The organism is Paenibacillus sp. FSL H7-0442, assembly GCF_038593105.1.
Classification (GTDB): domain Bacteria; phylum Bacillota; class Bacilli; order Paenibacillales; family Paenibacillaceae; genus Paenibacillus; species Paenibacillus polymyxa_D.
In genome coordinates this window covers 2,709,292-2,733,712 of the sequence record NZ_CP151963.1, presented here as the reverse complement: position 1 = coordinate 2,733,712, position 24,421 = coordinate 2,709,292, and the positions used below count along the sequence as shown (strand labels likewise).

Below are 24,421 nucleotides of genomic sequence, written 5' to 3'. Positions count from 1 at the left end.
TATATCTGAACATAATGCGGAAGGTTTCATCGGGCATCACAATCAAGTCCAGATCATAGTTTGTTTGCTCGACAACCTCCACATTCGTAATTTCAAAAGCGGATGGACGAACTTCCCCAAGCTGCTCGACTTGCTCCTCTACCGGATAATTCTCAAATACCATAATGTGGTTAATCAGATGCTGCTTCTGCTCGGTCAATGCCTGAATTTCATACAGCGGGAAGCTGTCATAGGCTCCTGAGGCCAGTGCCTGCTCCTGCGTTTTCCGCATGATGTCCACAAACGTGGCATTCTGTTCACTTTGAATCCGCACTGGGATCGTATTAATGAACAGACCGATCATATGCTCTACACCCGCAATATCCGTCGGACGTCCAGATACGACACTGCCGAATACAACATCCTCATTGTTGTTATATTTCTGCAAAATAAGGCCCCACACGCTCTGCATCAGTGTATTAATCGTGACCTGCTGCTGCTTCGCAATTCGGTGTATGGCTTCGCTCCATGCTGGGTCCAGATCTACCATTATTTTTTCAGAAATATATTCGCTGGTTTCACTTGCTGTAGTGGATACCGTATGATCCTTGCTGTCCGCCACGTAGTCTTTCGATGAAGTATCCGATCCAGGCAACAACGTCTGCTGTTCAAAGCCCGCCAAATAGCTGCTCCAATACTCTTTTGCCGCATGTTCATCCTGACGCTCCAGCCATTCAATATATTGACCATATGATGTGATATGAGCAAGCTCCGGCTGTTTCTGCTCCAGCAGCGCAAAGTACGTACCAAACACTTCGCCTGTAACAAGCGATAAGCACCAGCCATCCATGACAATGTGATGGAAGCTCCAGACCAAATGATACGTTTCTTCATCGGTTTGCAATACCTGTACGCGCATAAGTGCATCCGTACCGAGATCAAAGCCTCTAGCCTGGTCTTCCTGCTTAAACGTCTGGATATACGCCTGTTGCTCCGCTTCCTGCATTTCGCGTATATCCTTGAAGGACAGATCGCTATCTTTGTGACGGAACACGATTTGCAATGGCTCCGGACCATGTCCTGTTTCAAATCGATGGAAATTCGTCCGCAGTGCTTCATGACGCTGTGTCAGTACATCTAGACTCTTGCGGAAAATTTCAACATCAAAGCTGCCTTTTTGATCAAACGACGCTTGCTGGAAGTATGCACCTGAGTCCGGCTCCATCAGACTATGGAACAGCATCCCCTTCTGCATCGGCGAAAGAGCATACACATTTTCCAGTTCGCCCACAGAAGCCGTTTGCTCCGTCAATTGCTCCAGTTGTTCCAACGACAAGCCTTTGAACAAGACATCGCTTGGGGTTAGTTCGCTCCGCTCTTGGGAGGCACAATGCGCGATCACTTCCTGCAGGCTTTCCTGCAGCAACTGCGCAAAGTTCTCTACATTTTGCTGTTGATATACCTTACTGTCATAGCGAATGTCCAGTGTCAGCCCGCCTGCTGTAATCATGCCGTTCACATTCAGCGGCTGCTCCAGAACGGTATGATCACTCATCGGCTCTCCACCTGGATGCGAAGACAGCCTGATATCCCCATTTTCCAAGTCCTGATCAAACTGTCCCAAATAGTTAAAGCTAATTTCAGGCTGCAAGGTCAAGGAAGGATGGACATCATGCTGAGACATATATTTCAAAATGCCGTAGCCAATGCCCTTATGCGGTACATGGCGCAGGTCTTCCTTCACCCGCTTGATTCGCTGCCCTACTTCTGCCTTCCCATCCACATCAAGCAGCACCGGATATTGGCTCGTAAACCAGCCCACGGTACGTGTGATGTCGATATCTGGAACAATGGCTTCCCGGCCATGGCCCTCCAGATTGACCAGTACGCGCTCCTGACCGCTCCAGTTATATAACGCGGTGCCGAGTGCAGTTAACAGCAGATCATTGACCTCGGTGTTGTACGCACGATGCGATTCCTGAAGCAGTAGCCGGGTTTCCTGTTCGCTCCAAGCCACGCTCACCGTCGCAGTGTCTCTGATTAGAGAATGTTGTCCCTCCGCTCTCTCTTGATCCTTAGGCAACGATGCAACTTCCATTTGGGCAAGATGCTGCCAATATTCGCGTTCGTTGTCGATCGCCGGACTGTTCGCATATTGAGACAACTGCTCTGCCCAAGCAGAGAAAGAGTCCGTTTTATATGGCAAGCGAATCGCTTCTCCCCGCACGGCCTGCTCATACCCCGTGGCAAAATCCTCAAACACAATCCGCCATGAAATCCCGTCTACGACCAAATGGTGGATCGCAATCAGTAAATGATCTCCATCCATGCAGCGGAAAAGTCCCAGCTTCACCAGCGGTCCTTCATCTAGACGAATAGAGCTTTGGATGGCATTGGCTTTCGTTTCAATCGCCATCGCCACCTCTGCCGTGTCTTCGACGCCTGTCAAATCAACAACGTCCAGACTGTACAGCTCGCCTTCGTTCACACCGCGATTCCACGCTTCATAGCCCTGTTCGGTCTGACGGAAGACCATACGCAATGCATCATGATGCTCCGTCACCTGGGTCACCGTTTGATGCAATGCGGCTTCATCGAATCCTTGTGCTCTATACAGCATCACCGATTGGTTGAAATAATGTGGCTCTGCTGAGGATTGTCCAAAGAACCATTGCTGTATTGGGGTCAATTTAACTGCTCCCGAGACCACCCGCTGATCGGCTGTGCGGCTAACTTTGTGTACATGACTGCTCAGCAGTGAAATGGACGGATATTGGAACAAATCCTTCATCTTCAGCTTGTAGCCCGCTTGCAGCAAGCGGGACGATACCTGGATTGCCTTGATCGAATCGCCGCCCAGATCAAAGAAATTATCCAAAATGCCGACTCTCTTTGCTCCTAATACAGACTGCCAAATGGACACTAACGTCTGCTCCAGTGCTGTGCGCGGCTCTACATAATCCGCTCCGCTTTGCAAGCTGCCCTCCGGTGCTGGCAGTGCCTTGCGGTCGATTTTACCGTTCGGTGTCAGTGGCATCTGCTCCAGCTGGATGAAATACGAAGGCACCATATAGTTGGGCAGATCCTCACCCAGTAAGCTACGCAGCTCCCCAGCGCTTACGTCTCTTTCAGCGACATAGTACGCCACCAGTTGGTTTTGCCCCTGTTCGTCCGCTTGGGCCAGTACGATGACCTCTTGCACGTCTTCCACTTTCAAGATTTGTGCCTCGACCTCACCCAGCTCGATCCGGTAGCCCCGGATTTTCACCTGATGGTCAATCCGGCCCAAATATTCGATGTTGCCGTCTGGCATCCATCTCGCCAAGTCACCCGTACGGTACATTCGTTCATAGCCTGCTTCACCAACCGCAAACGGGTTCGCTACAAATTTCTCCGCCGTCAGCTCTGGACGATCCAGATATCCACGCGCCAGACCTGGACCAGACACGCACAGCTCACCTGCTACGCCTACCGGAGCCAAATGTCCATGCCCATCCACCATGTATACCCGATGATTCGGCACAGGACGTCCAATGGAAATGAGTTGTCCAGCCCTTGCATCCTCGGACACCGGCCAGATGGACGTTGCAACTGAGTTTTCAGTTGGACCGTAGCCGTTGTAGTACGCCACTTGATCCTTCCACTTGTATACCAGTTCGGTGGAAGATGCTGAACCCGCAGTGAACAGAATACGCAGGTGTGGCATCCGCTCTGGCTCCAGATACACCGCATAGGTCGGCGGCAAAGCGGCCACCGTAATCCGGTGATTCGCCATATATTGCTCAAACCGCTCGTAGTTCAAAATCGTCTCTGTCGTTGGCACATATAACGTGGCTCCGCAGAACAGCGCTTGGAAGATTTCCCAGCAAGCCGCATCAAACGAATAGCTAGCGAACAGCAACGCATGATCCGACGTGCGGATTCGAAGCGTCTGATCAAAATACGTTTTCAGATTGCACAGCCCGTGATGCTCCAGCATAACGCCCTTCGGCTGCCCTGTTGTACCCGATGTATAAATCACATACGCCAAATCATCTGGACCGGACCACGGCTCCAGGTTGGAACCATCCTCGTGATACACCGTTTGCGTTCCATCCAGCACCAGCACTTGGCCATCGATAACTGCTTTGTCCACCAGATGACTTTGTGTCAACAGTAGCTTCGCACCCGAGTCGTCCAGCATATAGCGGATACGCTCTTCCGGGTAGGTTGGATCGATGGGGACATATGCGCCTCCGGCTTTTAAAATCCCGAAGATGCCCACGATCATATCCACCGACCGCTCGGTCATCAGACCCACCAAACGATCTTTCGTCACGCCTTGACTGCGCAAGGTACGAGCCAGGCGATTGGCGCGTTCATTCAGCTCGCGATAAGTCAGCGTTTCTCCTTCAAAGAACAAGGCTGTCTGCTCCGGTGTCTGCGCCGTTTGCGTCTCGAACAAGCCATGGATCGTTTGCTCGCTTGCATAGGTTGCTGCTGTATTCCCCCAAACCTTAACGATTTGCTCACGCTCCTGCGCGGTTATCATATCCAGTTCATGTACACGGATGTTCGGATTCGCAGTTACCTGCTCCAGCAATTGCACCAGATGACCTCGAATTTGTTCTACACTTTCCCGTTCAAAGGCCAGAGCATTATAGCCAAAGCTCATGTGAATGGTGTTCCCCGGCAGCACCACCAGGTTAAAGTCATAGTTGGTCTGCTCGACGGACTCGGCTCCGGTGATCGTGAAGCTGGACGCCTCACCGCTACCTAATTGCTCGATTTGTTCCTCGACCGGATAGTTCTCAAAAATAAGAATATGGTTGATCAAATCCTGCTTAAGCTCCGACAGTCCCTGAATTTCATACAACGGATACGTATCATAGGCATGGGAAGCAATCGATTGCTCTTGGGTTTGCTTCATCACATCGGAGAATAGACTACCCACTTGACTACGGATACGCACCGGAATCGTATTGATAAACAGACCAATGATGTGCTCCACATTCGGAATGTCTGCCGGACGTCCAGATACCACGCTGCCAAACACGACATCATCGGTGCCATTATATTTTTGCAGCAAAAGGCCCCAAACGGTCTGCATCAACGTATTGATCGTCACCTGATAACGCTTGGCTATGCGCTGAATACCAGCTGTGAGATCCGCGCCCAAATCAAAATCTAAACGCTCCGACTGATACCCCGTTTTGCCCTGAATTTTAGCCTGTGGCAAACGAGACTGCTCCTCATATCCTTCCAGAACCTTGCTCCAGTAGCTTGATGCGGCCTGACGATCCTGCTGCTCCAGCCATTCGATATATTGACTGTACGGCGTTACAGGGGCCAGTTCCGGTTGTTTATGGGCCAGGATCGCAAAATAGCTCGCAAACACTTCGTTGGTCACCAGCGACAAGCACCAGCCATCCATCACGATATGATGGAAACTCCATACAAAACGGTACGTCTCCTCACCTGTGCGCAACACAGCGACACGCATCAAGGCGTCTTGTGCTAGGTCAAAGCCTCTTTGCTTGTCTTTACGCGTAAATTCGAGCATGTATTCGTTTTGCTGCTCGTCCTTCATATCCCGCAAATCTTCCACATACAGTTCACTGCGCTTATTGCGGTACACAACCTGAAGCGGTTCATCCTGCCAGCCGCTGTAGAAGTTCGTGCGCAGTACCGTATGCCGCTGCATTAAAACATCCAAACTGGCCGCAAATGCAGCGATATTAAAATGTCCTCGCAGATCAAAGGAGGCCTGTTCAAAATATGCTCCCGATTGCGAATCCATCAGATTGTAAAAGAGCATCCCCTTTTGCATCGGCGTCAGTGCGTATACATTTTCCAGCTCACCGATACGTGTTGCCTGTTCCGCGATCTGTTCCAGCTCTCCAGTCGTCAAACCTTTAAAGGACACATCACTTGGAGTCAGCTGAGGCTGCTTTTGAGCGACGCAATGCGTAATCACCTCTTGCAAAGCGGATTGCAGCAGTCCTGCCACACGTTCCAGCGTTTCTTTGCGATACTGCTTGCGGCTGTAAGCAATCGTCAAGCGCAGCGTGCCTTCCGAGATCATCGCGTTTAAATCCAGCGTATATTGCAGCGGTGAATGTGCATCCTCTGTCTCCCCTGCACTATAGGATGACAATGTGATTCCACTGTTTTGTAGATCCTGATCGACCTGACCCAAATAGTTAAAGCTGATTTCCGGTTCTGCTGCAATCGCATGCGCTTCACCTGATCCGGACGCAGGGGACAGGTAGCGCCAAGTGCCATAGGTTAGCCCTTTATGCGGAATCCGGCGCAGGCCTTCCTTCGTTTCTTTAATCCGCTGAGCCAGTGTCATTTCCTTGTCGGTCTCCAGCAGCACTGGATACAAGCTCGTAAACCAGCCTACGGTACGTGTCATATCCAGCTCTGGCAGGATCGCTTCCCGGCCATGGCCCTCCAGGTTCACCAGTACCTGTCCTGCGCCTGTCCAATTGTGCACCGCCAGTCCCAGCGCGGTCAGCAGCAAATCATTGACCTCGGTGTTATAGGCGCGATGGACCTGCTTTAACAGCTGCTGCGTTTCAGCTTCGGTCCACTCTACCGTCAGCACTTCGCTGTCTGCGTTTAAGGAGCCCTCATAGGCAAAATCCTTAGGCAGCGGCGCCGCTTCGGCTTTGGCCTGTTCCAGCTGCTTCCAATAAACTTCATCCGAGGCAGCCTCAGGACGGTTGGCGTAAGACGACAACTCCCGTGCCCATGCTTGGAAGGAATCCGTTTTATAGGGCAATCGTACAGGCTCACCCTTGCTCGCCTGCTCGTAGCCTGTCGAGAAATCTTCGAACAGAATCCGCCACGACACTCCGTCCACCACCAAGTGGTGAATGGCGATTAGCAGATGGTCGCCTTCGGCTGTGCGGAACCATCCCAGCTTCACCAGCGGTCCTTCGGACAGGTGAATGCTGCTTTGAATTTCATTTGCCTTCGCTTCCAGCGCTTCCGCATAGGCTACTTGTTCACGGTAGTCTTCGGTTTCCAGCGTATACAACGCGCCTTCATCTACACCGCGTGTCCAAGCCGTATAACCAGAGGAATCCTGACGGAAAACCGTACGAAGCGCATCATGATGCTTCACAAGGTGATCCATGACTTGCCGAACCACTGCCTCGTTAAAGCCCTCAGCGCGATAGAGCATGACCGCTTGATTAAAGTGCTGCGGACGCTCGCGCTCCTGCGCAAAGAACCAATGCTGGATCGGTAGCAACGCGGTTTCCCCGCTCACTTCTCCTTGATCTGCCATACGGCTGACCTCATGCATATGCGGTGCCAGTGTTGCAACCGTTGGATACTGGAACAAATCCTTCATGTCCAGCTTATAGCCGGCCTGGAACGCACGAGATGCGATTTGAATGGCCTTGATCGAATCGCCGCCCAGATCAAAGAAATTGTCCAAAATACCGACCGTCTGTAGTCCCAGTACCGACTGCCAGACCGCTACCAAAGCGCGTTCTGGTGTGGTACGCGGCTCTGCATAATCGGCTCCAGTTTGCAGGCTGCCTTCCGGTGCCGGCAAGGCCTTGCGGTCAATTTTGCCATTGGGACTCAGCGGCATTTGCTCCAGCTGTACAAAGTACGATGGCACCATGTAGCTTGGCAGCTCCCGGCCCAGCTCACTTCTCAGCTCACTGGCTCCTATCTCTTGCCCCGCAACATAGTAGGCCACCATTTGTTTTTGGCCCGTTTCAGCCGCACGAGCCATGACGACGGCTTCGCGTACCGATTCCACTTGGAGCAGCTGCGATTCCACCTCGCCCAGCTCAATCCGGTAGCCCCGGATTTTCACCTGATGGTCGATCCGGCCCAGATATTCAATGTTGCCGTCCGGCATCCATCTCGCCAAATCGCCGGTGCGATACATCCGTTCATAGCCTGCTTCACCACCCGAAAACGGATCAGTTACAAATTTCTCGGTCGTCAACTCCGGACGGTTCAGATAACCTCGTGCCACACCGACACCACCGATGCACAGCTCCCCTGCAACCCCGATCGGCTGCAATTGCTCCGTGCCTTCCTTCACGATGTACAGACGAATGTTTTGAATCGGTTTCCCGATGGGAATGACTGTATATTCCCCATCCGGCTCGCAATCAAAGTACGATACGTCCACCGTCGCTTCGGTTGGGCCGTACAGGTTGATCAGCTTCGCTCCCGCAAGGCTCGATACAAGCTGTTGGAACCGGGCCACATGCTGTGGTGGCAATGCTTCACCACTGGCAAAGACATGGCGCAGCGTTGCCAGTTTCGCTTGCATCACTTCCCGTGGCTGCTGCTCCACGTACTCCAGAAACGCATGCAGCATAGCGGGTACAAAGTGCATCGTGGTTACGCCATCGCGGGCAATCGTGTCGACGATCTCTTCCGAGTTCTTTTCCCCGCCCACGGACAACAGGCTTACCTTCGAGCCGACCATCGACCACCAGAACAGCTCCCACACTGACACGTCGAAGGTGAAAGCGGTCTTTTGTAGGATCGTATCTTCCGCACTCAAGCCGTAACGATCATGCATCCACAAAATCCGGTTCAGCACGGAATGGTGCTCCACCATCACACCCTTCGGTTTTCCGGTGGAGCCAGAGGTATAGATGACGTACGCAACATGGTGCGGCCCCGCCAGAGGCTCCAGATTCGAGCCATCTTCGTGATAGATGTTCTCGCGGTCCAGTACCAGCACCTGGCCGTTGAAACTCAGCGATGCTTGCTCCGCCAGATGCGCTTGCGTCAGCACCAGCTTCGCGCCCGAGTCCTCCAGCATAAAGCGGATGCGGTCGGCCGGATATTCCGGATCGATTGGCACATAGGCTCCGCCTGCCTTGAGGATCGCGTAGATGCCTACGATCATCTCCAGCGAACGGCGGACCAGAATACCGACTGGTTGATCCGGTTCAACACCTTCCGCACGCAGCGTCCGAGCCAAACGGTTCGCTCGCTCATTCAACTCCGCGTAGGTCAACGATTCCGATCCGCACAACACTGCCACCTGATCCGGCGTGTTCGTGGCCTGCTGCTCGAACAGTGCACTTAGCGTCTGATCCTGTGGATAGGCTACCGCCGTATCCCCCCAAACCTGAACGATCTGTGCCTGTTCTTCTGGTGTTACCAATTCCAGCTCATTCACACGGATATTCGGATTGTCCACAATTTGCCTGATGACATGGTCGATATGGCCCTGGATACGCTCCATAGCAGACCGGTTATACACCAGAGCATTGTATTCAAGCAGGATAGAGATATCCTCGTCAGGCACGACAATCAGGTTAAAATCGTAGTTGGTTTGCTCGGCAAGTGCCACATTGGCAATCGAGAAGCCTGTTTGTGCCTTTGTCTCGCCGGAACCGCCCATCTGCTTCATCTGCTGCCCAATCGGGTAGTTTTCAAAGACCATGATGTGATGAATCAGGTCTTGTTTTTGTTCAGTCCGTGCCTGAATATCGTAGAGCGGAAACGTATCATAGACACTGGAGGCCAAAGCCTGTTCCTGTGTGCGCTGCAATACTTCAGCAAATGTAGCATTCCGTTCACTTTGAATCCGAACCGGTATGGTATTGATAAACAATCCAATCATGTTCTCCACACCTGGAATGTCTGCCGGACGACCGGATACCACACCACCAAACACAACATCCTGATTATTATTGTATTGCTGTAAAATAACGCCCCACACACTTTGCAGCAAGGTGTTAATCGTGACATGTTGTTGCTTGGCCATTTGGTTTAATGCGGCACTCCGTTCTTTACCCAACATAAATGGCAGCTTTTCCGAAACATAGCCAGAATTTGAACTTCCACCACTTCCGTCTGGTTCTTCATCCCGTGCGGCTACAGAAGCTTGCGCATTCTCACCAGGCAACAAGGTTTGCTGCTCAAAGCCTGCCAAATAGTCACTCCAATAACGGGTCGCTTCCTGTGCATCCTGATCTTGCAACCATTCGATATAGTCACTATACGGCTTGACAGGTGCGAGCTCTGGCTGCTTGTTCTCCAGCAAGGCAGCATAGGCACCAAACACTTCGTCTGTCATCAGCGACAGGCACCAGCCGTCCATCACAATATGATGGAAGCTCCATACAAAACGGTATGAGCTTTCACCCGTGCGGAAGACGGATACTCGCATAAGCGCATCCTTGCTTAAATCAAAGCCTCGAGCTTTGTCCTGGGCCACAAATTCAGCTACAGCCTGTTCACGCCCTCTAACGTCCTCATAAAAGAAGCTCGGACTTTTATGGCGATAGACGATTTGCAAGGGTTGACCATGCCAGCCGCTGTAGAAATTCGTCCGTAATATAGCATGTCGACTAACCAGCAGCTTCAGACTTTCCTCGAATGTGGACGGTGCAAAATGGCCCTCCATATCAAAGGTCGCCTGTTCAAAATACACGCCTGTTTCAGCATTCATTAGACTGTGGAACAGCATGCCCTTTTGCATGGGCGTTAGCGGGTACACATTTTCCAATTCCCCAACCGTCTGGGTCTGCTCCTTAATCGCATCTAATTGCTCCAGGGTCAGACCTTTGAACAGTACATCACTTGGAGTTAATTCGATCCGATCTCGTGTAACACAATGCTCGATAACTTCAAGCAGATTGGATTTCAACAGGTTGGCTAACATTTGGACCGTATCTTTACGGAAGGCTTTGCTGTTATACCGAATGTCCAGTTCCAGGATGCCGTTCGTTACGATTCCGCTCACATCGAGCGCAAATTTCATCTTCGTCCGGTCACTAACGACCGATCCCATCGAATAAGGAGACCTACGCAGATCGTTGTTTTGCAAGTCCTGATCAAACTGTCCGAGATAGTTAAAGCTCACTTGCGGCTCAGCAAAAGCTTGATGTTGAGCAAGATTCAGTGCATCTGCTTGCTGACCCATGGCTTGGCCAGATTCACTCAAATATCTCCAAATTCCGTAGCCCATTCCTTGATTCGGAATATCACGCAGACTCTCTTTGACCTGTTTGATGCGTCCCGACAAAGCTGGATCACGACCGATGTCCAGCCATACCGGATATGGACTCGTAAACCAGCCTACCGTACGAGAAAGATCCGTATCCGGTAAAATGTTCTCACGTCCGTGTCCCTCCAGATTGATCAGGCTACGTTCATGGCCGGTCCATGTGTACAGCATCATGCCCAAAGCCGTCAGCAACAGATCGTTCACTTCCGTGTTATATGCGCGGTGTGCTTGCTTCAATAATCTCTCTGTCTCTTCTTCCGTAAGCTGGAAAACCACTGTATCGGTGTCAGCCAAAGTAAACGAGTCAGCCTGCGCTTGATCCTCAGGCAAGCGTACTTGGTCAGACAAAGCGGCTGCGTTCCATTGTTCCCAGTAGGCGTGTTCACTGTCCATGGCTGTGCTATTCGCATACTCGGAAAGTTTTTGTGACCAGGAACGGAAGGAATCCGTTTTGTCCGGTAACTGAAGCACCTCTTCATGGATGGCCTGTTCATAGGCAGTAGTCAAATCCTCAAACAAAATACGCCAGGATACCCCGTCCACCACCAAATGGTGAATCAGCATCAGCAAATGATCGCCATCTACACAGTGGAACAAACCTGCTTTAAACAGCGGCCCTTCATGCAGTTGGATACTGCTTTGAATTTCGGTAGCTTTCGCCTCCATTGCCACGCTGAGCATGGCTTCATCCGTTATATCCCTAAAGTCCAGCACGTCCAGCTGATACAGCTCGCCTTCCTGTATTCCACGGTTCCATGCTTTATAGCCTTGCGCGGTCTTGCTGAACACCATTCGCAAAGCATCATGATGCTTTGTCAGCTTGCCAAGCGCCTGACGCAGAGCCGACTCGTCAAACCCCTGCTCCCGGTGCAGCATAACCGCCTGATTAAAGTGATGCACGTCTACTTGCTCCTGCGCAAAGAACTCGTGCTGGATCGGAAGCAACGCCGTTTCTCCGCTTACTTCTCCCTGATCTGCCATACGACTGACCTCATGCATATGCGATGCCAGGGTTGCGACGATGGGATAGCGGAACAAATCCTTCATGTCCAGCTTGTAGCCGGCCTGGAATGCACGCGATACGATTTGAATCGCCTTGATCGAATCGCCACCCAGATCAAAGAAATTGTCCAACATACCGACGGTTGGCACACCCAGGACGGACTGCCAGACCGCTACAAGCGCTCGTTCCGGTGCAGTGCGTGGCGCTACATAATCCGCACCGCTGTGCAGATTGCCTTCCGGTGCTGGCAGGGACTTGCGGTCGATTTTACCGTTCGGTGTCAGCGGCATCTGCTCCAACCAGATGAAATACGACGGCATCATATAGCTTGGCAGTTCTTGTCCCAGCTCATGTCTCAGCTCACCGGCTCCCAGTTCTTGACTCGCCACATAGTACGCCACGAGCTGTGTTTGACCCGTTTCGTCCCCACGAGCCATGATGACCGCTTCTTGTACCGACTCCACCTGCAACAGCTGCGATTCGATCTCGCCCAGTTCGATTCGGTAGCCCCGAATTTTCACCTGATGGTCCATCCGCCCCAAATATTCAATGTTGCCGTCCGGCGTCCATCTCGCCAAATCGCCTGTATGGTACATCCGCTCATGGCCTGCCTTACCCCCAGCAAACGGATTAATCACAAATTTCTCGGCCGTCAGTTCTTCACGTTTCCAATATCCACGGGCCAATCCTTCCCCGGCAATACATAACTCGCCCGGCACACCGACGGGCTGCAATTCTCCACTCGCATTCATGATATAGATTTGGGTATTCGCGATAGGACGTCCGATATTAATCTCTTGAGCATGGGTCAGTTCCTGCACGGCCGACCACACCGTCGTTTCTGTAGGTCCGTACATGTTATAAATACGGGGACCGTTTATTTCTTGCAATGCTGCGAGCAGCTTGGATGGAAGTGCTTCGCCCCCAACCATAATTGCCTTCACGCTTTGCAGCGCGCGGGAACCTGCTTCATGACCCAACAGCATCTGCAGCCGAGATGGGGTCATTTGCAACATCTCAATCGAATGTTGAGTAATCAACTCACCAAGTGCCTGAGGATTCACCTGATGCTGGCTGTCGCCAAGCACAACCGTCATTCCACCCAACAGGGGGAGAATGGTTTCCAATACGAAAATATCGAATGAAATGGTCGTCAGTGACAACATGGTTTGGCTCGCTTCAAAATCAATGACTTCGCGCATCCCAGTAATAAAGTTGAGGACCGAGCGATGCTGGAGCATAACTCCTTTCGGATTTCCAGTCGAACCCGACGTATAGATGACATAAGCCAAATGCTCTGGGCGGGCAATCGTCTCCAGGTTGCTACTTTCTCCCTGATACAATGCGGCATCCTCAAGAAACAGGGTATTGGCATGGCAATGGTGTTCTTCTGCCAGTTCACGACGGGTCAGAAGCACTGCGGCCTCGCTGTCTTCCAGCATGTATGCAATACGAGAGGATGGAAATTCGGGATCAATCGGCACATAAGCACCGCCTGCTTTTAGCACGGCCAGCAGACCTACGATCATTTCCACGGAGCGCTGTACCATCAGACCGACCAGCTTGTCTGGTCCTACTCCCTGGGCTCGAAGCATTCGTGCCAATGAATTGGCCCGTTCATTCAGCTCCCGATACGTCAGACGCTGATGTCCAAACACCAATGCTACCTGATCCGGCGTATATTCTACCTGCTCCTCGAACAGCTGATGGATCGTCTGTTTGCATGGGAATGCACAAGCGGTATCATTAAAGGCCGCTGTAATCTGTTGTTTTTCTGCTGCTGTGAGTAGTTCCAGTTCTTCCACCCGAACATGCGGATTGAGCGAAATTTGCTCCAGCAAACGTGCAAAATGTCCATACAAACGCTCAATGCCTGCTTGATCAAAGCTGAGCGTGTTATACATAAAACGAATCTTGATGCCTTCTCCCGGCATCACGACGACGTTCAGATCATAGTTGGTTGCCTCTGTAGACACCACGTTCGAAATCGTAAATTTATTCTGCCCATCGCCGCCTAACTGTTCTACCTGCTGCTCCACCGGATAATTTTCAAAAATCATAATATGATTGATTAAATCCTGCTTCTGCTCGGTCAGTGCTTGAATTTCATACAGCGGGAACGCATCGTAGGCATTGGAAGCCAGCGCCTGCCGCTGTGTTCGTTTCATCAGCTCGACAAAACTTTCACCTGGTTCAGACTGCACACGCACTGGAATTGTATTGATAAATAGCCCGATCATGTGCTCCACGCCTGGAATATCTCCCGGGCGACCGGACACAACGCTGCCGAACACGACATCCGTACTGTTGTTATATTTTTGCAACAGAACGCCCCATACGGTTTGAATCAGCGTATTGATCGTGACCTGATTTTGCTTCGCTACCCGTTCGATCTGAGCAACCAGCTCTGGCTGGAAGTCACATTCCAGATCTTCAGCGACATATAGCCCGGCTTGCATCGATTTAGGCTGTGTTTTTTGCTGAGGAAGCGTAATTTGCTGCTCATAGTCCGCCAGATACCCACGCCAATATTGCAAAGCTGCCTCACGATCCTGACGTTCCAGCCATTCGATAAATCGACTGAACGGCGTGACAGGCTCCAGCGCTGGCTCATGACCGGCGCGCAGTGTCAGATAGCTGCCAAATACCTCCTGTGTCATAAAGGACAAGCACCAGCCATCCATCAAAATGTGATGGAAGCTCCAAACAAAGTGATACGTTTCATCCCCAGTTTGCAAAATGGAGACACGAATGAGTGCATCCTCTGCGAGATTGAATCCTTTCGCTTTGTCCTCGATGGCAAAAGCTTCAACACGAGCTTCTCGTTCCTCTTTTTCTAGTCCGCGCAAGTCTTCATAATATAATTCTCCGCTACGGTTGCGGAAGACGACCTGTACAGGCTCATCCTTCCATGAACTGATAAAGTTCGTCCGTAATGCCTCATGACGCTGTACGAGCAGGTCAAAGCTTTTACCGAAAGCAACCACATCAAAACGCCCGTTCAATTCAAAGGTGGCCTGTTCAAAATAAGCTGCCGAATTTTCATCCATCAGACTGAAGAAGAGCATGCCCTTTTGCATCGGTGTCAAAGCATACACATTTTCCAGCTCACCCATATCTTGCGTATCCTTCACCAATTGCTCCAGCTCATCCAGCGTTACATGGTTTAACAGGACATCACTTGGGGTCAGCACCGTTCTTTCTTGGGCGACACAATGATGAATCACCTCACGCAAGCCGGATGCCAGCAGCTCTCCAAGTCGTGCAATCGTCTCATGACGGAATTGCGTTGTACCGTAGCGAATCGTGAAAATCAGTTCTCCATCCTCGATGACTCCATTGATATCCAGTGCAAAATCCATAGCCGCATTCGTGCTGACAGGCACACCGATGGAATAGGAGGAAGGCTCCAGATCATTGCCTTTATAATCCTGATCGAATTGGCCCAAATAGTTAAAACTGATCTCAGGCTGAGCCTTTAACTGCACGCCTGGTTTCTCCAGAACATTCGTATCCGACAGGTATCGTAAAATACCATAGCCGATGCCTTTCTGCGGAATATGACGCAGCCCTTCCTTGATCCGTTTGATCAGACGAGCGGTATTTCCGCCCTGGCCCAGACTTCCATCCAGTACAACCGGGAACTGGCTCGTAAACCAACCGACTGTCCGCGTAATATCCACATCCGGTACAATGGCTTCCCGTCCATGGCCCTCCAGGTTGACCAGCACTCGTTCGGAACCAGACCAGTCATATACGGCTTTTCCGAGCGCAGCCAGCAACAGGTCATTCATTTCCGTGTTGTATGCGCGATGAGCTTGTTTGAGCAACTGCTCGGTTTCCTGCTTCGTCCAGCGGACCGTCACAACCTCACTGTCTCCGAGCAGGGCTTTATCCTTCGCAAAATCCTTTGGCAAAGGCTTCGCCAGACTCGCTTCTGCTTGTTCGATATGCTGCCAGTAGGCTAGCTCACGCTCCATCGTCGCCCGATTCGCATAGGCTGACAGTTGTTTGGCCCATACCTGGAACGAATCTGTTTTATGCGGCAGTCGAATAGCTGTGCCTGTTTTACCTGCAACAGCCTGCTCATAACCGGACGCCAAGTCCTCCAGCAAAATACGCCACGATACGCCGTCCACAACCAAATGATGAATGACCATTAATAAATGGTCGCCCTCAGCGCAATGGAACAGACCGAGCTTCACAAGCGGACCCTCGCTCAAATGAATGCCTGCTTGAACTTCACTCGCCTTGGCTTCGACAGCGGCAGATTCGTTCTCCATTCCTCTAAAATCTACGATGTCCAGTGTGTATAGCTCGCCTTCCTCTACACTGCGGTTCCAAGCGGCATAGCCCTGCTCCCTCTCACGGAATACCGTGCGCAATGCGTCATGATGCTGGACAATACGGTCCATTGTACGGCGTAGCGCGTCGACGTCAAAGCGCCCAGCTCGGTACAGCATCATCGCCTGATTGCTGTGGTGCAGATCAGCAGGCTGCTGCTCGAAAAACCACCGCTGAATAGGTGTCAGTTCCACCTGGCCTACGACCTCTTCCTGACTGGCCATCTTGCCATCTGTACGAAGCAACGGACTGAGTGCCGCTACTGTCGGATTGCTGAACAGGTCTTTCATCTCCAGTCGATAGCCTGCTTGCAGCAAGCGGGACGATACTTGCAGTGCTTTGATCGAATCGCCACCCAGTTCAAAGAAGTTATCCTGCGTGCCTACCGTTTCGACACCAAGCACTCCCGCCCACACTGAAGCTAATACCTGTTCTACCGCAGTACGTGGAGCCACATAGGCTGCGCCGGTATGGATGCTTCCTTCGGGCTCCGGCAAGGCCTTACGGTCGATTTTTCCATTGTGGGTCAGTGGCAAGGTCTCCAGACGCATCAAACGTGCAGGTACCATATGTGCTGGCAGTCCTGCTTCTAGCTCGGCCTGTACTTCCTCGATCCGCAGCTCGGTTTCTCCTGTGATGTATCCGCACAAGTACTTGTGTCCACGCTCATCCGTCCGGTCGATGACTACCGCTTGACGCACACCCGGCACCCGCTGGATTGCCGTTTCAATCTCGCCCAGCTCAATCCGGTAGCCCCGGATTTTGACCTGATAGTCCATCCGGCCGATAAAGTCCACATTGCCGTCTGGCATCCACCGCGCCAGGTCACCTGTGCGGTACAATCGTTCACCGGCTACATACGGATTCGCTACGAACTTCTCGGCCGTCAGGTCTGCACGGTTCAGGTAGCCTCGTGCCACGCCAGCACCGCCAATGCACAGCTCACCCAGCACACCGATCGGCACCGGATTCAGCTGGCTGTCCACGATGTAGAAGCGTGCGTTCAGCCATGCCTGACCAATCGGCACACTGCCGCTACTTGGCAGCTTTGACAGTTCTTCGTCGTAGAAGCTGGAGTCAATCGCCGCTTCCGTGACGCCATAGCTGTTCATAATGCGAATATCTGCGCCAAACCGTTCTTGCAGCACCCGATAATCCGTCACGCTGCAGCTATCCGAGCTGGTGATCAGCAGTTCCAGACTGCTCATGTCAAGGCCCTGTTCATGCACATGCTGCATAAACGGTACGATTAAAGCCGGTGTGGATTCGAACACCGTAATTTGGTAATCGTGAATCCAGCCGTACAGACGGCTCGGATCAATCCGGTCGTCTTTTGGACAGATAACCATCGTGCCACCGTTATAAAGTGCCCGCGCGATATCGCCGACGAATACGTCGAAGGAGAAACTTGCCAGTTGTAACAGGCGTACCGGGAACTGATTTAGACGGTAATCCCGGCGGTATGCCGCGGCTGTGTTTACCAAACTGTGATGCTCGATCATGACACCCTTCGGACGTCCCGTTGTACCGGAGGTGTAGATCACATATGCCAGATCCTGCGGCTCGTTGATATGTTCCACATCCGTGGCATCCCCGGTGTACAGCGACTCATCGTCCAGTGCCAGTACAGTATGCAGACGCAAGTCCGCTGCGGATTCGGATGCTGCTTCGCTGTCAGACTCCGAATTTGATTTCAAGCTTAATTCTTCATTCAGGCTGTCTCTTTCCATCGTTTCAGCGCCAGCCGCTGTCTCCAACTCTCCCTCAGATTGCCCTCCGACCAAGGCCTGTCGGCTTTCCTCCAGCCATGCCTGCGCGCGCTCCTGCAAACCTGTTTGCGTTAGCAGCACTGTCGCACCGCTGTCCTCGAGCATAAAGCGGATACGTTCTGAAGGATAATCTGCATCCAGTGGCACGTATGCACCGCCGGCCTTCCACACCGCCAGTACGCCGACCATCATGTCCACCGATCGCTCGCTCAAAATACCAACAATGGATTCGCGCCCAATGCCCTCAATCCGCAATCGGCGGGCAAGCTGGTTCGCACGCTCGTTCAGCTCGCGATACGTAAGCTGCCGCTCCTCGTATACCACTGCCACGTGATCCGGCACAAGCTGCGCTTGTTCTTCCACATAGGCATGGAACAACAATTCAGATTCTTTTTCGTCACTCCATGCAGATACGCCCACGGATCCAAAACCATCGATGATTTTTGCTTTTTCCGCAGCAGTCACCAGCTCCAACTCATCTACCAGCGCATCTGGTCTGTGAATCGCTTCTTCAATCATATGCAGCAAATGCTCGCGGATTTGCTCGACAGCTGCACGTTCAAACACCAGCGCGTTGAATTCCAAATGAATGTCTATTTCATCGCCTGGCACAACCGTAATGTTAAAATCATAATTCGTTTGCTCTGACATTGAAGCATTAACAATCGTAAAACCGTTCGTGTCACGGCTCCCCATGTGCTCCATACGCTGTTCCACCGGATAGTTTTCAAACACCATAATATGGTTCACCAGGTCCTGTTTCTGCTCAGTCAGGGCCTGAATTTCATACAACGGATAGGTTTCATAGGCACGGGAAGCCAGTGCCTGCTCCTGTATCTGCTTCATTAACGCAGCAAACGTAATATCTTTCTCACTGTGAATCCGTACAGGAACCGTATTAATGAACAAACCAATCATTTTATCGATGTCCGGAATATCCGCTGATCTGCCGGATACGACACTGCCAAATACAACATCCCGACTGTTGTTATACCGTTGCAGCACAACGCCCCACGCCGCTTGTAGCAGTGTATTAACCGTTACCTGCTGCTGCTTGACCAGCTTGTTCATCTGCTTGGTCACTTCGTGGCCCAGTGTAAACGAAAGCTTATCCCCTTCATATCCCTTGGCGTGACCGTCCAGTTGCTTCGCCTGAGGCAGCACTGTTTGCTGCTCAAAACCAGCAAAATAATCACGCCAGAACCGTTCAGCCTCCACGTTGTCCTGCCGATCCAGCCATTCAATATATTCGCTGTAAGGCGTTACTGAGGCTAACTCCGGTTTGCGGTCTTCGAGGATGGCAAAATACGTGTTGAAGGCTTCCCCGACAACCAGGAACAAGCACCAGCCGTCCATCAAAATATGATGGAAGCTCCACACAAAATGGTACGACTCCTCGCCTGTACGCAAAACAGACACCCGCATCAGCTCGCCTGAGCTGAAATGAAAGCTTTCGGCTTTGTCGCGCTCAGCAAAATCAGCAATGTATGCGTCCTGCTCACCTTGTTCCATCGAACGTACATCTTCAAAACGGAACCCGGCGTGCTTGTGACGGTACACCACCTGTAAAGGCTGCTCATTCCATCCGCTATAAAAATTCGTTCTGAATATTTGATGGCGATCTACTAGTTGATTTAAGCTTTCGGCAAAAGCCTCCACTTGAAAGCTGCCTTGCAGATCAAATGTCGCCTGCTCAAAGTACGCCCCGGATTTCGGCTCCATTAGGCCGTGGAACAGGATGCCTTTTTGCATGGGTGTGAGCGAATAAATGTTTTCCAGTTCTCCCGCAGCAGCCGTCTGCTCTACAATATGATCCAGCTCTCCAGCCGTCAGTCCTTGGAAGGACAAGTCGCTTGGCGTCAGCTCCGGCAACTCTTTGCCCACACAGTGAGCCAATACCTCACGCAAGCTCTCTTGAAGCAGATCAGCCAGCTTTTTGATTGATTTTTTCATAAACATTTTGTTGCTGTAGCTGATTGTCAGCTCCAGTGCACCGTCCGTGATCATGCCGTTGATATCCAGAGCATACCGCTTGGTCAACGTGTCACTCATGGAAGCTCCGATGGAATAAGGAGACATGCGGAATGCATTATGCTTTAAATCCTGATCGAATTGTCCGAGATAGTTAAAACTGATTTCCGGCTCGACAACTAAAGCTGCTTCTCCTTCCCAGCCAGCAAGATATCTCAAAATCCCGTATCCAATCCCTTTATGCGGCACACGACGCAGCCCTTCCTTGACGCTCTTGACACGTCGTCCCACATTCCGATCCTCGCCCATATCGAGTACAACCGGGAATTGGCTGGTAAGCCAACCGACCGTACGCGTGATATCCATATCCGGCAAAATGGCTTCCCGTCCATGACCCTCCAGATTTACAAGCACCTGACGGATGCCTGCCCACTCCTGGATTGCGGTGCCCAGAGCTGTCAGCAGCAGGTCGTTTGCTTCTGTATTGTAGGCCCGATGAGCTTGTTTCAGGAATTGTTCCGTTTCTTCTACCGTCCACGCTACGGTCAGTGTCCGATCATCGCGAAGCTGTGGCTTGGTCTGAGATTTACGAGTGTAATCTTTAGGCAAGGATGCCTGGCTCTTCCCTACTTGCTCAATTTGTTCCCAATACGCACGCTCCTTCTCCAACGCTGCACTGCTCACATAAGCGGATAGCTGGTCTGCCCACAGACGGAAGGAATCCGTCTTATTCGGCAACCGGACAGACTCGCCCCGTAAAGCCTGCTCATAGCCGGTTGCCAAATCCTCCAGCAAAATACGCCAAGACACATCATCAACCACCAAATGGTGGATCGCCACCAGCAAATGGTCTGCATCGTTGCAACGGAACAGACCCAGCTTTACCAGCGGTCCTTCGGATAGATTCATTTTGTTTTGAATTTCAGTTGCTTTCGCCTCAATCGTCGCGCTCAGAATGGCTTCATCCGTCAAGGCCCTAAAGTCTAGCACGTCCAGATGATACAGCTCGCCTTCCTGTATTCCGCGGTTCCACGCTTGGTAGCCTTGCTCGGTCTTCCTGAATACCATCCGTAGTGCATCGTGATGCTCGGTCAACTGGATTAGCGCCTGATGCAAAGCAGCTTCGTCAAAGCCCTGCTCCCGGTGCAGCATAACCGCCTGATTAAAGTGATGCGCGTCTACATGCTCCTGTTCAAAGAACCAATGATGGATCGGAAGCAATGCCGTTTCCCCGCTCACTTCTCCCTGATCTGCCATACGACTTACCATAAACGGTGCCAATGCTGCGATGGTTGGACAGCGAAGCAGATCCTTCATATCCAGCTTGTAGCCTACCTGGAACGCACGGGATACGATTTGAATCGCCTTGATGGAATCGCCGCCCAGATCAAAGAAATTGTCCAAAATACCTACAGTTGGCACGCCCAAGGCAGACTGCCAGATCGCCACGAGTGCCCGTTCCGGCGCGGTATGGGGCGCTTCATAATCCGCTCCGCTTTGCTGACTGCCTTCCGGTGCTGGCAGGGACTTGCGGTCGATTTTACCGTTCGGTGTCAACGGCATCTGCTCTAACTGAATGAAATACGACGGCACCATATAGCTTGGTAGCTCCCGCCCCAGCTCACTTCTCAGTTCACTGGCTTCCATTTCTTGACTGGCCACATAGTACGCCACCATTTGTTTTTGACCCGTTGTTTCGTCCGCACGGGCCACGACAGCCGCTTCTCGTACCGACTCCACCTGCAATAGCTGCGATTCGATCTCGCCCAGTTCGATCCGGTAGCCACGGATTTTAACCTGGTGATCCATTCGTCCCAAATATTCAATATTGCCATCCAGTGTCCATCTCGCCAAATCGCCTGTACGGTACATCCGTTCATAGCCCTCTTTGCCTCCGGCAAACGGATTTTCCACAAATTTCTCTGCCGTCAGATCTTCGAGATTCCAATACCCACGGGCCAATCCTTCCCCCGCAATACATAACTCGCCCGGCATACCGACTGGCTGCAATTCCCCGCTCGCATTCATGATATAGATTTGGGTATTCGCGATCGGACGTCCTATATTAATTTCTTGAGCATGAGTCAGTTCCTGTACGGTCGACCAAACCGTCGTTTCTGTAGGTCCGTACATGTTATAAATACGGGGACCATTTATTTCTTGCAGTGCTGCGAGCAGCTTGGACGGAAGGGCTTCACCTCCCACCATGATTTCCTTCACGCCTCGCAGCGCGTGGGAACCAGCTTCATGATCCAGCAGCATCTGTAGCCGGGATGGTGTCATTTGCAACATGTCTATAGAATGATGAGCAATCAACTCACCCAGCGCCTGAGGGTCCACCTGATGCTGATGGTCGCCAAGCACAACCGTCATTCCGGCCAACAGTGGCAAGATGGTTTCCAAGACGAAAATATCGAATGAAATGGTCGTGAGTGACAAAATGGTTTTGCCAGCTTCAAAGTCAATGATTTCATGCATCCCGGTAATAAAGTTCAGTACCGAACGATGCTGGAGCATAACTCCTTTTGGATTTCCGGTCGATCCAGAGGTATAGATGACGTAAGCCAAATGCTCTGGGCGAGCAATCGTCTCCAGGTTGTTGCTTTCTCCCTGATACAATGCTGCATCCTCAAGAAATATTGCATTGGCATTGCAATGATGCTCTTCCAACAGATCACGACTGGTCAGAAGCACTGCAGCCTTGCTGTCTTCAAGCATGTATTGAATACGAGATGACGGAAATTCAGGATCGATCGGCACATAAGCACCGCCTGCTTTTAGAACAGCCAGCAGGCCTACGATCATTTCCACGGAGCGCTGCATCATCAGGCCGACCAGCTTGTCAGGTCCTACTCCCTGTGCTTGAAGCATTCGTGCCAATGAGTTCGACCGTTCATTCAGTTCCCGATAAGTCAGACTCTGACTTCCAAACATAACCGCTGTCTGATCTGGTGTACATTCTGCCTGTTTCTCGAATAACTCATGAATCCCCACATCGTCTGGAAAGGGAACTGTGGTCGCATTAAATACATTCATAATTTGTGCCCGCTCTTTGTCACTCATCAGTGACAACTCCTGAATCCGCTGCTGTGGCCCTTTCACCATATGCTCAACCACACTCAAGAATTGACGAATAATTCGGGCGATTTCCTGCTCGCTGAACAGCTCGGTCCGATAATCCAGTTGCAATACAAGTTTATCGTCATCCAGCATATCAATCATGGCAATATCAAAGTCACTCACTGTATCTCCGCAGAAATCGGTATGCACCTGCTGAACAGCTTCATCAAAACGAGAGAAGCTCAGCGTACGGTACTGAATGGTAACGCCAAACAGGCGGCCAATATCCGTGCCGCTTTGTTGTTCACGCAAATCCTGTATGATTTTGTTATACGGATAACGCTGATGCCGCAAAATGGACGACTGCTCCTTTCCAACACCCTGTAGGAAAGTAAGCAGCTCGGATTCCGGCTCAACTTGCAAACGTGTAGCCACAGTGCTGACGAACATGCCCATTGTATTTTTTTCCTTCTTCAACGTACGGTTAGCATACAATGTACCAACCGTTAAATCTTGTTCACCTGTCGTTTTATGTAAATAAATATACAGAGCAGCCAGGAAAAATGTAAAAATACTGATGTTATGCGCCTCGCAAAAAGCCGTGACACCACGATATAATTCGTGCTCCAGTGTATAGGTCTCCCGGCGTGCAGCCGTGCTTACTGTGAGCGGATTGTACGATTTTAAACCTGTAACCTCCGGCAAATTGGCAAATTTCTCCGTCCAGTACATCTTATCCTTTTGATAGCGGTCCGATTGCTCATAGCTTTGCTCCGTCTGAATAAAATCGAGATATGAGTTCGCTGGGGCCGGCGCATCTGAACCTGTACCATGCACAATATTCATATAATTCCCCGTAATTTCATTAATGGCCTGCTCCATGGTAACGCCATCCGAAATAATATGATGCATCTTGAAACTAAACCAGGTGTCTTCTGCCCCCAGCTGCAAAATAGTAAACCGATACAGCTGCGAATCCAGTAAGGGGAACGGCTGTGCGTTGTGATGGCTGACCCATAGCTCAGCTTCCTCCGGGGTAACCTGAAGCGTTTCTATGCTTTGAGCAGCAAACGGTTCCACATATTGATAGGGGATGCCATCCCGAGCCGTGATTTTGATACGAAAAGAATCGTTTTGTGCAATCACCCGGTTCATTGCCTGCTGCAATGCATTTATTCGAACCGTTCCCTTGATTTTAACAGTGGTAATAATCGTGGACGTGTTGCGATTGGGATACACAAGCTCCGTGTACCAAATACGTTGCTGTGGTTGGCTTAATGCAAACAGTTGAACATTGTGCTGAGTCAT

The 24,421-nt window shown here is 51.3% G+C and carries 1 protein-coding gene (cut by a window edge); it reads right to left on the bottom strand.

Annotation, left to right across the window (positions count from 1 at the left end; all coding sequences use genetic code 11):
• Positions 1-24,421: the 5' portion of a non-ribosomal peptide synthase/polyketide synthase gene (locus MHH57_RS12060; RefSeq protein WP_342435122.1), read on the bottom strand. Its footprint begins 17,786 nt before the window's first position; only the first 24,421 of its 42,207 coding nucleotides appear in the window; it begins with the start codon at positions 24,419-24,421; its stop codon lies beyond the left edge, outside the window.